This window comes from Candidatus Thiodiazotropha endolucinida (genome assembly GCF_001715975.1).
In the GTDB taxonomy this organism is placed as follows: Bacteria; Pseudomonadota; Gammaproteobacteria; order Chromatiales; family Chromatiaceae; genus Thiodiazotropha; species Thiodiazotropha endolucinida.
In genome coordinates this window covers 106,469-122,275 of record NZ_MARB01000005.1, presented here as the reverse complement: position 1 = coordinate 122,275, position 15,807 = coordinate 106,469, and the positions used below count along the sequence as shown (strand labels likewise).

The 15,807-nt window shown below is 55.0% G+C and carries 16 protein-coding genes; 1 reads left to right on the top strand and 15 read right to left on the bottom strand.

Translation table 11 applies throughout. The annotated features are described in order from the left end of the window. Positions 1-174: 174 nt before the first annotated feature. The 14 genes from CODIS_RS05570 to CODIS_RS05510 all read right to left on the bottom strand — a co-directional run bounded on the left by CODIS_RS05570 (position 175) and on the right by CODIS_RS05510 (position 13,235). On the bottom strand, positions 175-1,632 hold the full coding sequence (locus CODIS_RS05570) for a multiheme c-type cytochrome (RefSeq protein WP_069121984.1): 1,458 nt from the start codon (positions 1,630-1,632) through the stop codon (positions 175-177). Positions 1,633-2,283: 651 nt separating this feature from the next. Next, entirely contained in the window at positions 2,284-3,189 is a 906-nt protein-coding gene (gene nhaR / locus CODIS_RS05565; RefSeq protein ID WP_069121982.1) for a transcriptional activator NhaR, read from the bottom strand. A 121-nt stretch (positions 3,190-3,310) separates the two neighbouring features. Further along, positions 3,311-4,240: a universal stress protein gene (locus CODIS_RS05560; RefSeq protein WP_069121979.1), complete on the bottom strand. Its 930-nt coding sequence runs from the start codon at positions 4,238-4,240 to the stop codon at positions 3,311-3,313. A 16-nt stretch (positions 4,241-4,256) separates the two neighbouring features. Then, positions 4,257-5,873, bottom strand: coding sequence for a proton-conducting transporter transmembrane domain-containing protein (locus tag CODIS_RS05555; RefSeq protein ID WP_069121977.1), 1,617 nt, complete (start codon positions 5,871-5,873; stop codon positions 4,257-4,259). Then, positions 5,870-7,372, bottom strand: coding sequence for a complex I subunit 5 family protein (locus CODIS_RS05550; protein ID WP_069122272.1), 1,503 nt, complete (start codon positions 7,370-7,372; stop codon positions 5,870-5,872). The genes CODIS_RS05555 and CODIS_RS05550 overlap by 4 nt, the downstream gene beginning before the upstream one ends. Then, positions 7,372-8,826: a complex I subunit 5 family protein gene (locus CODIS_RS05545; protein WP_069121975.1), complete on the bottom strand. Its 1,455-nt coding sequence runs from the start codon at positions 8,824-8,826 to the stop codon at positions 7,372-7,374. The genes CODIS_RS05550 and CODIS_RS05545 overlap by 1 nt, the downstream gene beginning before the upstream one ends. Then, positions 8,819-9,100 carry an NADH-quinone oxidoreductase subunit K gene (locus tag CODIS_RS05540; protein ID WP_069121967.1) on the bottom strand — a complete coding sequence of 94 codons (282 nt, stop codon included), beginning with the start codon at positions 9,098-9,100 and terminating at the stop codon, positions 8,819-8,821. The genes CODIS_RS05545 and CODIS_RS05540 overlap by 8 nt, the downstream gene beginning before the upstream one ends. Next, positions 9,097-9,891, bottom strand: a complete 795-nt coding sequence (locus tag CODIS_RS05535) for an MnhB domain-containing protein (RefSeq protein WP_154723021.1) — start codon at positions 9,889-9,891, stop codon at positions 9,097-9,099. Before CODIS_RS05535 ends, CODIS_RS05540 begins: the two co-directional genes overlap by 4 nt. Next, positions 9,873-10,052, bottom strand: coding sequence for a hypothetical protein (locus tag CODIS_RS20860; protein WP_154723020.1), 180 nt, complete (start codon positions 10,050-10,052; stop codon positions 9,873-9,875). Before CODIS_RS20860 ends, CODIS_RS05535 begins: the two co-directional genes overlap by 19 nt. Next, on the bottom strand, positions 10,049-10,330 hold the full coding sequence (locus tag CODIS_RS05530) for a cation:proton antiporter (RefSeq protein ID WP_201259011.1): 282 nt from the start codon (positions 10,328-10,330) through the stop codon (positions 10,049-10,051). The genes CODIS_RS20860 and CODIS_RS05530 overlap by 4 nt, the downstream gene beginning before the upstream one ends. Then, a complete protein-coding gene (locus CODIS_RS05525) occupies positions 10,323-10,601 on the bottom strand; it encodes an MrpF/PhaF family protein (protein ID WP_235615137.1) in 279 nt (92 codons plus the stop codon). Before CODIS_RS05525 ends, CODIS_RS05530 begins: the two co-directional genes overlap by 8 nt. Continuing rightward, entirely contained in the window at positions 10,598-11,149 is a 552-nt protein-coding gene (locus CODIS_RS05520) for a Na+/H+ antiporter subunit E (RefSeq protein ID WP_083220570.1), read from the bottom strand. Before CODIS_RS05520 ends, CODIS_RS05525 begins: the two co-directional genes overlap by 4 nt. A gap of 580 nt (positions 11,150-11,729) precedes the next feature. Next, entirely contained in the window at positions 11,730-12,026 is a 297-nt protein-coding gene (locus CODIS_RS05515; RefSeq protein WP_069121958.1) for a hypothetical protein, read from the bottom strand. Between the two features lie 12 nt (positions 12,027-12,038). Further along, positions 12,039-13,235, bottom strand: a complete 1,197-nt coding sequence (locus CODIS_RS05510) for a baeRF10 domain-containing protein (protein WP_069121954.1) — start codon at positions 13,233-13,235, stop codon at positions 12,039-12,041. Positions 13,236-13,449: 214 nt separating this feature from the next. Here CODIS_RS05510 and cls point away from each other — a divergent pair, with 214 nt between their 5' ends. Further along, on the top strand, positions 13,450-14,853 hold the full coding sequence (gene cls / locus CODIS_RS05505; protein ID WP_235615136.1) for a cardiolipin synthase: 1,404 nt from the start codon (positions 13,450-13,452) through the stop codon (positions 14,851-14,853). Between the two features lie 41 nt (positions 14,854-14,894). On the opposite strand, the gene CODIS_RS05500 is transcribed toward cls, so the two are convergent. Next, on the bottom strand, positions 14,895-15,662 hold the full coding sequence (locus CODIS_RS05500; RefSeq protein ID WP_069121951.1) for a DUF2189 domain-containing protein: 768 nt from the start codon (positions 15,660-15,662) through the stop codon (positions 14,895-14,897). Positions 15,663-15,807: the final 145 nt, after the last annotated feature.

Sequence of the window (15,807 nt, the reverse complement as noted above, 5' to 3'; positions counted from 1 at the left end):
CGAACCATCTATGTAGATAATTAAAAAACCCCGAACGCATAGGTCCGGGCTACGAGATTGTGAATAGTGGATCATGCACTCTAATGATCTCTAGCTATAAATGACACAACAAATAAGGGGTACGGCATAGGCCGTACCCCAGATTATAGATAACCACGACTCTCTGGTTTGTGCTTATTTCGCTGCCATCTTCTTCGAATCGTGCTCGGCACGCATCCGTTTGGCTTCTTCAAGTATGGTATTGACCGCCGTTTTCAATGGCGCCCAGCCATACCAGTGCATGTAGTCGTTGCTGGCGTGAAAAGCGCCCTGGAAGGTCCGTTGGCGATACTCCAGCATGATCAGGTAGAGTTCCTGTTCGATACTGGTCTTCGCCTCATAATATTGGAGTAGATCGGGCGCGTATTCCCAGCCTTCCGGTTTCTGCAAAATACCATCCTTGTAGAGCGCCTGCACAGCCGTGATGGCCTTGGCGAACTCATGATCGGCCGCTTTGATTATCTCATCTGAGGCCTTGAAGTGTTCGTTAACGAATCCTTGTGCGTGGCACTTGTTGCAGGTCGCCTTCATCTTTTTGCGCTCGACATTGAATTCCTCGGGACCCCGCGCGGCTTGACCCTGCACTACGATTTCGATAAAGCGTTCTGTGGGCTGCAGCGATGCATCGAGAATGCCGGCGGCCTGCAGAATCAACGCCCGATCAAAGGTCCACTGCGGATCGTCGTCAACATCCATATAGTGACCTGAGGGTAGTAACCCGGCCAGTTTCGTCAGTGGTTCCTTGAGAGAGGGTGCCACATCGATCAGCGCCAGCACATTCTCCTTGGTGGGGATACGCAGCCCCAGGAAACCCCATGCGGTGCGCACTTCATGATCGCCTTCACTCAGATGACAGGTCTGACAGGTGGGGGCTCGACCGCCTTCATTTACATGCCCTTCGATTTGCCACACGATACCGTGCTTGGCGGAGGTATACATCTCCCACTGGGGATGGTCGAAGCCCATGTGGCAGTTGGAGCAGGCGCGCGGATCCATGGCTTCCGATGCCTTAAAGCTGTGCCGGGTATGGCAGGCATCGCATTGCGCGTTACCATAGCGATAGGTTGCCGCCTCTTTACCACCGTCTCTCTTCACATCGCCCAAATTACCCTGCGTTGCCGCAAGCAGTCCTTTCTCACCGATTTTGTGACATCCGGAACAGCCGCGATAACCTTGTTCGGTGATTGATCCGGGCTGCCCATGCCAGGCAATCTGAGATTTCATTGCCAACCAAGCCAAGTTGTGTTTGCCGTCTCTGTGTTGACGTGCCTGTTTTTTGTGGCATTCGCCACAGATTTCCGGGGTGGGCATGCTCGCCTTTTCAACATCGTCCATGGTCTTATGGTCCACACCGTGGCAGTCGTGACAGCGGACCTCATCTTCCACTTTCTTGGTATTCGCATGAGGCCCTTCCATGTGCTGTTTGACGATACCCGGGTTGACGTTGATATGGCAGCCGACACAGTCGGCTTGAGCCATCTGGTCTTCATCCAGTGTCTTTGCGGGTGAGTCGGCCGCGAAGGCCAGGTTGTTGAGTCCAAGGAAAAGCAGAGCGGTAGCAACAGAGGGTAATAGAAGTCGACGGCGTTTCATCACCTTTTCTCCAGTTAGTTTTGACTATTGCTTTTTATTAGGAACTCGCCAAAAACTGCTAGGATCAGTTCCCCGGTCCCAAGAGGAGTGAAACTGCCGACAACCTCTCAAGTCTTGTCAAGCAAGTAAGGTTTCTTATATCGGATGAATTAAAAAATCGCCTCAGGATTTTTTAATTGCCTACAAGTAATAGGGGAATCGACCAGAAAGGCTTTGACATAAGTCAAATCCTGAAAGATAGGACGGAGGTCGCGATTCCACTTTACTGTTGAGTGCGATTGCTCAGGCGTTTACTTTGCTCTTACAACTCATCTTTAATTATGGTGGGTCATGTAGGATTACTCGGCTGCGCCTCGCCCTTCGGGCCGCAGTCGCTACGGTCCCACGTTCAACCTCGCTATGCTCAACTGTCGAACCTACGACCAATGGATTCAGCGTAGGCAGACAGAAACCACAGGCTCTTATCTTTCAATAAGTTACCAATAACGCCGTTGCCCCGATTTGCAGGATTGAGCTCGACAACGCGGGACTTGTCCCTGCAAAACTCCCACAGTATTTACTCAAAAGCTACGCTTGGAAATCTCTCCCATTAGCTGGTGTCTGTTGATGGGGATAGCTATCATCTAGATGTTAAACCTGCATTCAATCGCGTTAACCGAATAGATCCGATTTCGCAACCTGGGTGATGGTATTGATAGCCGGATGTTTGATATGCCGTTCAGGTGATATCACATAAAAGCTTTCTGTAATCTCTTCAGAACGCCCCACGACCTCTACCCTGTATTTGTCTATCACATCCTGCTCAACGGCAGTGGGCGAGGTAAAAACTCCTGTACCACGCTCACCAAAGGTCTTCATTAAGGCCCGGTCCTCAAATTCCGCAACCACAATCGGTTCGAGCTGCTGTCGCTGAAACCAGATTTCGAGATTACGTCTCAGGCTGCTTCCGCTACTTGGCATCAATATATTTTGCCCGTCCAGACTCACAGGAAACTCAGCGCGTAACCTTTGAGCCTCTTCAGACGCAGCAAAAAAGGTAATTCCGCTTTCACCCAACGCATGATTGTATGCACGAATATTCAAACTTGGATTGATTGGACTGTCGGCCAGCACCATATCGAGTTTATGTACTGAAAGATCCGCCAGCAGATCGACCAATGGCGCTTCATGGCAGATCAGTTTCACTGGATCCGACATTTGCAGGACAGGTTCCAGAACACGATAGGCAAGTAGTTTCGGCACCACCATCGCGACACCCACCTTAAGCGTTATGGTAGTACCTTGTGTACGACCGGATAGCATATCCTGCAGCTCGACACCGAGACGAAACATCTCATCCGCATAGGAGAAGACCAGGCGGCCGGTCTCTGTCAGCACCAATTTCCGGCCCTCTTTGCGGAACAGCTCGGAACCGATTTGCGATTCCAGCTCTTTCAACTGGCCGCTGATGGTCTGCGGAGTGATGAACAGTGCCTCGGCGGCCTGCACGATGGTGCCGTGGGTGGCGACAGCCCAAAAGTAGCGCAAGTGCTTTAGGTTCAACTTCAGATTCTGCATACACCCTCCGTATCGGGCCGGCGACCAACGCTATGAGATGTGAAATTACACAGACCGTTCAAAGCGTCAAGTATCCTTTCAATGACCATTAACTCAATGGATCGCAGTCCGGGTGTCCTGTTCATCTGACCGGTGATACAAAGCTGGGCGGCTTGACCGCCAAAATCGATGCCCGGGTGTTCTGCAACACCTCCTCAGCCGTGTTGCCAATGAAGAGCCCCGGAATGCCACTTCTTCCCAAAGTGCCCATCACGATAAGATCAGCATTCAGCCTATCTGATATCTGGTGAATGACGGTCGAGGCCTCTCCCTTGATCAGATGCACTGCCCCGTCACCTACCGACATGGCATAGTTCTGCAGCAGTTCCTGCAGTGGCTCCTTGTGTTGATTAATTGTCTGGTTCATGAGCAGATCATATTCGGTCTGCGAGATGCGATAGCGCCCGTCACGCAACAACGACTCGCCGTGGACTGCCCAGGCATGTACCACGTCAACCTTTGCCGACTCCCTGCGACCCAGGGATGTGGCCAGATCCATGACCAGTGCGGCACAATTGTCATTGGTTGGCGCCATGGGATCTACCGCAGCCAGTATCTGATCATATTGAGCCGCTGCGCCCGGTCTGTCCACCCATACCGGACAGGGGCATTTACGCAGCAGATGCAGATCCGTGCTACCGAAGAGACGATCGGAAAGATCGTCGCAGCAGCGTGCCGACTTGATCACCAGGTCGTAGCCGTGGGAAGCAACCGCCTTGATCACCTCGATAAACGGCGTACCCAAGAGCACCTTGGTGTAGGTCAGACTGTCCCTGGTCTTAAAGGGTTCGGCAAGCGCTTCCAGCTGCTCCATCCGCTGCCGCTTCAGCATCTCCACGAGGTCGAAATCGAAACGGTCCGTGACCTCCTGGGGTATGTCGATAGGCTCGATCACATCCAGCATGGTCAGCCGGGCATGATTGTTCTCAGCCAGCAGAAAGGCCCGTTCCAGTGCATGGTCGGATTCATGAGTACCTTCGGCAAAATAGACGATGTTTTTGAAACGTTTCATCTCATCCCTCCTATATTTACAGAGTCAGACTCAAGGCCCCCAGCAGTGCGAGTATCAGCAGCAACCACCAGACAGCGGGGCTCCGCAGAGCCAGATTGGGCGGGCTGTCGGAAACAGCGCTGTGCGGTTGTAAGGCCTGTTTCAGCAGCAGCCAGGGTTGCCGCAGGACGTTGCTCGTATCAGGCAAGTTGGTATGGATCTGTGTCGCGCTGAGGATAATCCGCTCTCCCTTGAGCCTTATCGGAAATCGCAGTGAACCCAACCATCGCCGGAAAACCAGTCCCAGCAGGAACAGGGCGATACCCCCAGTCAGTGGCAACAGTGTCTTCCATTCGAAGGCCATTGCTTCCCATAAAAAGGGCGTCCAGACAGCGACCGGCAGCAACAGTAACCAGCCCAGCAGAGTAACGGGATCCTGCCGCGCAGAGTCAAAACTGCCTCTGAGCAGCCAGAGAAAGCGCCCCATCAGCGCCACGCCTGCAATACCGGAAAGCAGCAGCAGACCAGAGAGATGTTCACCCAGAGCGGCCGATAAGACGGACTTGGCCGCCCCCCCGCCAGTCAGCGGAAGCGCCGCCAGAGAGAGAGCCAACAACACCAGGGCAGGCAGCAACCAAGCTGCCGCACCTTGGCGACGCCAGAGCGCCAAGCCCATGAAGAGCATCGGTTTCACCAATAGATGGTGCAGCGCCAGTAACACAATCACCGGCAGCAGTCCGGCGGCCAACTGGGGATGATTCAGGCTGAAGCCGACGAGGGCGCTGAAGAGCCCCATTTTCGCGATACTCGAGTAAGCCAAAACGGCGCGGGATTCACGCTGCACCACACCGATCAGCATACCCAGAACGACACCCGCCGCGCCCAACAGCATCAAACCATTGCCCCATACCGGCTCCAAGGGTGTACCGAAGGGAAGAAAACGCAACCATCCCAGCAGCCCAGCCTTCATCATCGGACCACTGAGTAGAGCCACCCCGATCACCGGCGCCAGGGTATAGGCCGGCGGTAACCAGAGGTGCAGGCCAGGCAGTGCGACCTTGATACCGAATCCCAGCAACAGCAGGGCGAGCGCTATTGTCGGCATGGGTTCGGCGGTCAGATCCTCAAACAGCAGTGAGCCTCCGCTCACCATCAGCAACAGCAGGGCAACGAACAGCGCCAACTCGCCCACCAGGGTGAATACCAGGTAGACCCGGGCGGCCCGGCGCGCCTTTTGGGAACGGCCCCTTACCAACCCGTAAGCGCTCAGCCCCATCAAGGCGAAGCCCACATAGAAGGTCAACATGTCGGCGGCGAGAATCAACAGTCCGTTGCCCGCCAGGGCGAGCAGAAAAGTCTGTTTGATATAACAGGTCGCTCCGGGTGCCAGATCCCTGCCCGAAATGAACAGCGCAGCCAACATCCAGATCAAGGCACCAAAGAGGAGAAACAGACGCCCCGTGGAATCCAGTGCAAAATGCATACCCAACAACATCCAGGGAATGGTGATGCCACTCCCCTCCTCCACCATCAACCCGACGAAGAGGGCCGGCAGTGCTGCTGATAACAGCCACCAGCGGCTCTCCAGGCGATGCGCGAAGAGTGCCATCAGGATCGGCACCAAGGGCGGTAACAGCAGTATCAGTCCGTTCATTGCCTGTACTCCCTGCCGGCGATCAGCTCGGCCCACTCAAGGGGACTGTAGGGGGCCGCCGCAAACAGCCCGATCAGCAGCGCCAGGGCCGCGGTCGTCACCGGCGGCCAGAGCAGCGGGTCAGGCAACTCTCTGGCGCACCCCGCTGTCTTATCCGCCGGCCAGGGCGAGGTTGCGGATTTGAACCAGGCCCGATAGAGGATGGGTAGGAAATAGGCGGCATTGAGGAGACTGCTGGCGATCAGCACCGGCAGCACCCAGAACGCGGCACCGGCCTCCACCGCCCCCAGTCCCAGGTACCACTTGGAGATGAAACCCGCCACCGGGGGGATACCGATCATACCCAGCGCACCGATACTGAAGGCCAGGGTGGTACCGGGCATACGGCGACCCACCCCGTCCATCTCACTGACTCGGTGGATGCCGAGGGCTTCCGCATAGTTGCCGGCGGCGAAGAACAGGGTGATCTTCATCACCCCCTGATGTACCAGATGGACCAGACCGCCGATGGTGGCCAGTGGACCCAGGATGGCTGCTCCGAGCACGATGTAGGAGACCTGACTCACCGTCGAATAGGCGAGCCGTTTTTTCAGATGGTCCTGTGAAAGGGCCTTGACCGAGCCGTATATGATGGTGATCGCCGCCACCGTGCCAAGCAGTGTCAGCACTCCCAGTTCGGCAGCGAACTCGACCCCGTAGACGTCGTAGATCACCCGCACGATACCGAAGGCTCCCGCCTTGACTACCGCCACCGCATGCAGCAGGGCGCTTACCGGGGCCGGCGCCACCATCGCCTGGGGCAGCCAGCCATGCAGGGGCACCAGGGCCGCTTTCACCCCAAGCCCCACAATCAGCAACAGAAAGATCCAGCGCAATGTGTCCTGATCGAGATTCGCATACTGATCGAGGATGCCACCTTCGACGAACTCGACACCACCGGTTAGGGTGTGCAGCCAGACCGCGCCGATCATCAGCAACAAACCACCGAAAAGGGTATAGCTCAGATAGATACGCGCCCCGCGCAGGGCCTCCGGCGATCCCTTGTGGGCGATCAGCGGATAGGTGGCCAGGGTCAGCAGTTCATAGAAAACCACAAAGGTGAACAGGTTGCCCGCCAGGGCTAGCCCCACTGTTGCGGTGACACAGAGGCTGAAGAAGCCAAAGAAGCGGCTGCGGTGGGGCGTGTGTTCCAGATAACCGATGGCATAGATTGTGGTGACCAACCACAACAGGGTAGAGAGGGAGACGAACAACACCGAAAGGGCATCCGCATGCAATACGAATTCGAGGCCCGGGGCCATTGTCCAGCGCGTCTCGAAGACCTGCTCGTGAAACACCCCCCAGATCAGTACACCCACCAGCAGCAACTTGACCAGGGCGCCCAACAGATTGAGCAGGGTTCTCAAGCGGTGACGCTCCTCCGGCTGGAAGAAGATCAACACTCCGGGGATGAAGGAGCTGAGCAGAATCCCCACCGGTAGCCAGACCGACATCGTCATCATGCCTCCCCGCCCGCATAGGCGCTGATTGGAACCAGTTCCCACACCTCAGCGGCCCAAAAGCCCAGCAGCAGGGTTGCGATGAGCGCCAGCAGAACAGCCGGTATCTCCTCCCGACCCACTGAAAGCGAGGGACCAACCCCCTCACCGGGGGCAAAGGCATGTCCCAACAGACGGAAGATATAGGCACCCGCCAGCAATGTGCCGACGGCTATCACCGGCAGCCAGAGCCACTGGCCGGTGACAAAGACGGTGGAGAGCAGCTGCCACTTTGCCAGAAAGCTGCCACTGGGCGGCAGGCCGATCAGCGCCACACCGGCCAGGGCGATGGTAAAGGCGGTCACCGGCAGGGCCCGGGCGGTACCGCCCAGTTCGGCAATGCGATCGTGGCCTGCCCGCTGCATGATGACCCCGGCGGCAAGAAAAAAGGCGCTCTTGGCAAAACCGTGGGTCAGGGCCAACAGCACCAGCGCGCCCAGGGCCAGGTCTCTCCCCTCTCCTTCCGGTATTGCCGCCAACAGGGGCAGAAACAGGAACAGGTAACCCAGCTGGGCGACCGTGGAGTATGCGGCCATCAGCTTCAGCCGTTGAGCCTGTAGGGCGGCCCAGGAACCCCAGAGTACCGCCACAGCACCCAGCACACCGATGATCATCGCGGACGCCTGGGTCACCACTCCGTCGAACAACTCCAGCCAGAGCCTGAGGATCAGATAGAGCGCCGCTTTCACCACCAGCGCGGAGAGCACCGCGCTCACAGGCGCCGGGGCATTGGCGTGGGCAGGGGGCAACCAGAAGTGGAGCGGAAACAGGGCAGACTTGATCAGCAATCCACCGGTCATCAGGCTGAGGGCCACCCAGGCGGTGGGACCCGCCTCGATGGCATCACCCAAGGCAGCCATGTCGAGGGTGCCGTAGCCGGCATAGATCAGGGCAACCCCCATCAGAAAGGCCAGGGAGCCTAACAGTCCCAGAACCAGATAGCGCAACGCCGCCTGCAGCGACGCCCGGCTGCCGCCCAGACAGGCCAGCACCACTGCCGACAGACCCAACAGCTCCAGGGTGACGTAGAGATTAAACAGGTCGCCGGAGAGAAACAGGGCGTGCAGGGCCGTGATCAACAGCAGCCAGAGCACCCAGAACTCACCCCGTCTTTCACTATCAGAGAAGTAGACGCTGGAATAGACTGCGACTGCCATGGCCACCAGGGAGGACATCAACAGCATCAACAGACTCAGACCATCTACGCGCAGTGCGATACCCAGCCCCGGCGCCCAGCCGCCCAGCGCCAGTTCGATCGACCCTGATTCAACCACCTGTCGGCTGACCAGCAGCACAGCCGACAGCGACAGGCCGGTGCCTGCGACACCGATCCAGGTGGATCTGCGGGGCCACAGCAGCGCCAGCAGTGCGCTGAGCAGCGGCAGGGCGACGGGCCAGATCAGCAGGTTATTCATCGTCCATCTCCCGCAAACGACGGTTCAGCGCCAACGCCAGCGCGGTTGCGCTGATGGCCACCACCAAACCCGTCAGCACCAGGGCATGGGGAATCGGATCCGTAGGCATCGAATCCCCACGGTAGGCAAGGGAGACAAAGATCAGGAATATCCCGGCACCACTGACGTTCAATCCTAAAATCCTGGCCAAAAGGGAGTCACGCAACAGGGTCGATCTCACTCCCAACATGAAAAGGACTGCACCGGTCAGTGCATAGATCAGGGCCTGAGTCATGATGAGACCTCCCGGTCGTTATCTTTATCAGCAACAGACAACCAGCCGTCCGGCCTGCCACCCCGGTAAGCCAACACCAGGGCAGCGGCTATCGAGGCGGTGGCGGCACTCTCTATCAACAGGATCAGGGTGCCTGACCAGGCTTTGGGGTATTGCAGGAACTGCCCATCATTGAGTGTCACACCGAGGCCGACCGTCAGGAACAGGCCTATTCCGGCCACCAGTAGCCAACGCAGCCACATCCCCTCAGGCAGTCCCGCAGCATCGTTTCCCGCCAGACGGAGCACAATACCGGCTGCCGCCAGGGTTGCCCCCGCCTGGAAGGCTCCCCCCGGTGTATGAGCGCCAATCCAGAGCAGATAACCGGCAGTCACGATCAACAACGGAACCAGCCAGTGAACCAGGCCACAGAAGACAGGGCCTGCCTGTCGGTAACCTCTACGCTCCCGTCCAACCACCATCACCCCGAGCACGGCAGCCAACACCACCACCAGTTCAAGCAGGGTGTCGTAACCCCGGTAGTTCAACAGCACCGCGGTGACCGGATTGGAGACCCCGCTATGCTCCAGCATGGCGTTGGCAAGCGGCGCCAATCTCTCGACTGGTTCGACATAAATGGTTAGCCAGAGTACCCAACCGATCAGTACGGTCATGATCAGTGAGAACAGATCGACCAGCCAACGAGTGACTTGTGAGACCTTTAGAGCAGTCAGATTGCTATCGGTCTCATCTCTCAAGGCAATCAGCAATAGCGCACCAGACAAACCTGCGCCTATAGCCGCTTCGGCCAAGGCCAGATCCGGAGCATGCAGTCTTGCCCAGACAGGCCAAAGGCGATAAACAGCACCACACTTCGTCTCAGGTCATTACTGGAGAGTGCCGCCCAGGCCATGCCGATCAGCATCACCGCCAACAGCAAATCAGGAAGCATTATCAGGCTCGGATTGATCACTGATGTTTCCTCCTGAGGGCATATTGGGATATCAGATGGGCAGATGCGGCACTGCCCAGCAATGCCAGAAGCCAAATCAGTAGCAGCTTTAACGCCACCAATAGCGAGCCATGAAACAGTGCAACCCCCACAATCAGCAGGCCAAGACCCAGATTGTCAGCTTTTGTCAAAGCATGCAGCCGGGAATGTAGGTCAGGGAGTCGCAAGAGCCCGATGGCTCCGAAGAAAAAGAAAGCGATACCGCTGAACACCAGAATCAATGCCAACAGGTCAACCATCGTCACTCTCCCGCCGTGTCATGGCTGCGGCTGCGACAGCCGCCAACAGCACCAGCACCAGCCCCACATCGAGCAGCGCAGTCAGCTGCATCGAGACAGAGAGCAGTAACAGAATCGCCACCCCACCCGTACCCAGCAACAGAATCGATAACAGCCGGTCTTCCAGGCTCGGTCCCTTCAGCGCTCTGATCATTCCCAATACCAGGCTCAACAAAAGCAGAAGCAGTGCGACTACCAATAGAAAATCGATCAATGGGGTCTGCAGCCTCATAGGCTTTCTCCATAAACGGCGGAGACCATCCGCTCCAGCCGTAGTAGTTCATCGTTGAGATCAATGCCACGATCCAGCGTATGGATGCGCAGATACTCCCCATCCAGGTCCGCCGCCAGGGTTCCGGGTAACAGACTGAGGCAGTTGACGAACAACCGTCTTGCCGATAGCTGAGTCAAGCGCATCCGGTAATCGAGGAACCCTGGGGCAATGTGCATCTTTGGACGCATCACACGGGAGGCCACATCGATACCGCCAAGCACCGATTCCCAGATAAAGAAGGGCAGGAAACGCATCAACCCAGACAGACTGATCCGCTCTCTATCAAGACCCTGGAGACGTACTGCGCACCAGGCTGCCACAATCACAGCTGGCAATCCGACCAACCAGGATTTCCAGTCATCCCCGGTGAGTAAAAACCAGATCAGTGCAAACAACCCCAGTGCAGAGAGCGCATAGAAGGGATTTCCAGCAGACATACGTCTGGCAATGTGAGCGGACCAGGCAGATCTCAATGGCACGCTGGAATCCTTATCAATGGTCGTCATGGAATCTGGCCTCAGACATGTATATCTCCTGAAACTTCAACTGTTCACAAGGGCTGAAAAACGCTTAGTGATATTTATGAGGCTTGGAGAAAGAAAAGAAAAATCGAATTTATATGGATAATAGATCGTTTTTTTCGATTCTTTGGAAATTATCCGGCTTATTACGCCGGATAAAGGAATGGCAGTCGAATTTAGGGCCTGTTAACACTAATCCAATACGCCCTGCTGGGGCTGTTTTCGTGCCCAGCAAGGCAGAATGAGCGTAGTGTAGTTATTCTACATGAGCGAATGATAACGCCGCTGGGGGCGAAAACAGCCCCAGCCCTTCGGGTTGTGCCTGAAAAAGCGCCACTCGGCGTTGCTCGTCGCTCATTTGGAATCACCAAACCTCTCTCCTCGCGCCCCGAAGGAAGTGCCCTTGGGGTGCGCCTTGATTGGCGCTTTTTCAGGCACAACAGGGTGCATTGGATTAGTGTTAACAGGCCCTAACTGGTTATGGATGGCCGAATGCAGGGAAACAGCATCTTACTGTTCCCGCTGCAACGGTCAAAGGAAGAAAATCACGGTGAGCACTTGAGCTTCAGATCGAATGCAGGTTCTGCTGCCGACGCATCAGGCTACGAACGATGCGTGCAAGCGCACGATTGACCGTCAGAGTGATATCAGCCTGGCGCTCTTCCACAGCCAACCTGCCGGAACGGGGATCTGTGACAACCACCCGGCAGAGATAGAGTGGCTCGTCACCCCGCTCCTCGGCATATCCAACACTCATCTCCAACTTATCCGCCAGCTCATCGATAGAGCCCAGATGAAAGTTCAACAGATCCTGCACCTGATCCTTGAGCCGAGGATCGTCACATTTTATCTGCTTAACCATGACACCACACCGCTATGCGACCAATTCGGTAATGGTTGGATGTTTCGGTCGGCACATCACCACCACATCTGCCGAGTCACGCAGTAATCCACCCACTCCTCCTTGTCGAAACAGCTCCCGGGCATTGCTCACCAGAGTTCTTATACCCTGCTGACAGGCCAGTCGGCTCAACTCAATCCCAGGATCCCAGTAGCGAGTCTGAGTGACAGCAGAAAAATGCTCTGTGTCCGCCCCTAAACCCTCCAAAGTAACAGGATGGTTAGTGCTAACCAGAGTGGGTGTAGTTGTGCTTGTAATCAACAGGGTGTGCAACGCCTGGGAGTCGATGGCTGAAAAGGTGCCACTGGGACCGGTAACACATCTGCGCCTGATCGACGAAACCTGCAGACAGGACTTGGTAAAAGCATCCACAGCCGCCCGACAACCCGCTGCCATGTGGTCGATAATTTGTCTTAAGGCCCTGGTACGATCGAGAAAAGGAGAGACCGATACCATTTGTGATACACCGGCCGAAAGATGACGGGGCAACCAGTGCCGCAATCTCTGCAACCGGTTGCTGTCGCCAGCCAATACCAGTTTGAGTCTGCCAGCTGATTTCATAGCCCGCGAGATGGTCTGCCGGGCAAAACCATCCAGGTGAGGCCTGTTCCGCGCTATTCTGTTTCTGGATGATAGATTCTGCTGTTCAGGGGCGTGCCACGCTAGGCTTTTCTCCGCTACCCAGGCCAGTGTCTTTGCCCGTCCACCCTCAACTCGAAACAACTCAATCCCATCGGATGCGGCCCAAAGCAGATAATGCTCTCCATAAGCATCCCTGAGACTCAACAGAGGCCGAATATCCGGCACCCGGTAGAAGGCCAACTGATTCCTGAAAGGGAGCATACTGGGTATCACGCTGACAAACCTTCCACCCATAATGCTGCGGGTAAAGATCGCCATGCCGCGTAACTCCTCTTTACAGACACTGGCTATGGTCTCCTCTAGCTGCTCGAAGGCCTCATCGAAATCGAACCGCTGCGAGTCGCTGAGTCCTGCTCTTATGAATTCCGCTTCGGACAGCAGAAACTTCTGGCATGATTCCACGCCGGCTTCGAGATCCAGGTAGCAACTGAGAAAAGGATCCTCCGCCGCATCGACAGATGCCAATAACTCAATGCTTTTATTGAGTGAATCAAGGGATGTTTTGGTGACTGTTTCTGAGCAAACCATGAATCTTCTCCATAATATCTTTACACTCTGAATTATCGCCTGTATGACTCATTGGGACATTCGGAATGACACTGGATATGATTCACTTTTTTCGAATCATGATTTGTAAAGGTGACTTCGGACCGTGACATACAATTTGGCTTTCAAGCCAGTTTTCACAACTTTATTAACCTACAAAGAACCTATGACCATCAGCACAACTGGCTGGCTCAATTTGTCGTGGATCCTCCTGGATCTTGTCATTGTGGCCATACTGATCCCCACAATCCTGCTGCAACGCAGGGAGTCAGGCGCCACCCTGGCTTGGATTCTTGTAATCGTGTTTATTCCCTTTATCGGGCTTATTGCATTCTGGTTGTTGGGAACAACTCGCCTGCATCTGCGGCGTAGAAAACGCCATAAAGTAGAATCCCTTCTCGCGCCGGGAATTGAGCGGCTACAGACACACGCCGAACAAAATGCAGAACCCGACCTGGCGCCACCATCCTTGATTCATCTGGCCCGACAATTCGATGGCAATGGCCCTCTGGCCGGTAACCGGATAGAGATTTACAGGTCCGGCCAGTTACTTTTCGATCATCTGCAGCTGGCAATTGACAAGGCCACACAACATGTCCATCTCGATTACTATATCTGGCAGACAGACAACACTGGGGAAAGCGTTCGAGATACCCTGGTGCGCGCAGCAAATAGAGGGGTAGAGGTGCGATTGCTGATTGACGATGTAGGCTCCCGCGCCACCAAACGAGCATTCTTCCACCCGTTGCAGTCCGCTGGAGGACGCATCAAACGCTTCCTGCCGGTTAACCCACTGAATCGACAACTCGCCCTGAATAACAGAAATCACCGTAAACTGGTAATCATCGATGGTGACCAGGCTTTTATTGGCGGCATGAATGTTGGTGATCAATATGCAGCCAAATCAGAATCCTGGATAGACCTTCATGCACGTGTAGAGGGGCCGGTTGTGCACTCGATACAAGAGACCTTCTGCCAGGATTGGTTTCATGCCACAGCAGAGGATCTGGTCAGTCGTGACTATTTTCCAGCACTTGAACACTATGGACCTGTTCACGCTCAGCTTTTATCCAGTGGACCAGCCGACGAACGCTGGAGAAGCATTCACCTCTTTATCTTTACCGCAATCACTCTTGCACAACAGAAGGTATTCATAGAAACACCCTACTTTGTTCCGGACCAACCGATTCTGCTTGCCTTGCGAACCGCTGCCCTTCGGGGAATAGATGTCCGGCTACTGCTACCCAGCCAGTCCGATCATCCGCTCGTGCTCCATGCAGGACGATCATTTCAGGATCAGCTTCTGCAGGCAGGGGTAAGGATATTCGAACAGAAAAGTAGTATGACCCACGCAAAAACCATGACTATCGACGGTTACTTATCCACCATAGGCTCGGCAAACATGGACCAACGCAGTTTCCGCCTGAATTTCGAATCGAATCTGTTTTTATTTGATGAGTCAATAACCGAACAAATGGAAAGGGAGTTTCTGAAACTTTGCGATTCAGCTGACGAGATACAACTGGTTGATAGAAAAACCTTAACCAGAACAAGAAAAATGGTTGAATCTGTATGCAGGTTGTTAGCGCCTTTGCTTTAACTGGTTAGGGGTGAAAGCACCCTTCCACCCCTACCCTAAACTTAGTCGGCTACCGTCTGTTTATAGGCATGCCAGCTGGCATGTCCCAATAGAGGCATAATGATCAGCAAGCCGATAAACGCTGTGAACATGCCCAGGATTGTCAGCAGCGCAATGATGAAGGCCCAGCGAAACATTACACCTAGATTCTTGGCAACCGCACGCAGACTAGTCATTGCTGCGGTGAGTACATCAACTTTCCGATCAATCAGCATCGGTATAGAGACGACACTGAGACTGAATACCACTGCTGCCAACACAAAACCCACCACCATGTAAAGGACGATGAATCCCGGATCGGTCAATGCCTGCCAGCTCAGGAGGTCACTGAAGGGACCAATTACCGGTAGGGACAGGGCAACCAGCAGACCTGTCACTCTACCCCAGGCCACCATCACGACACCCAACACCAAGCCGAACAGCAGTACTGACCATCCATGATTCTTCCAGCTGTATATCAGCGAATTAAAACCAACAGACTTCCCCTCATGGATTCGTCTGCTCATCTCATAAAATCCCAATGCCAATGCTGGTGCCACTAACAGAAAGCCGGTAACAAAGGTGATTGTTAACAGCGGCAAGTTCCAACTGGCGGATACCAGGACGTAACCAGCCACCACAAAGAGAAGCCCAAGCGTCAGGCTTGGCAAGATTGCCTGGCGAAAGTCTTTCCAGCCGATACGTAACCACTCATAAGGTGCAGTCACACTCAAGGTCCGGATCTCCGGAGTTTTCTCACTGCGATGTGTCTCAGCATATGTTGTATCCATTTTCTCCTCCGACTCGCTTCATCTGCGATATCAGTTTGATATATCTTACTCACATCTATATTGACTCTTTTTCTATTATCCTGGTTCTTCTGCAATTAATCGGTTTTCATGGCTAAAAGTTTCGATAATTTCGATCATCATGCTG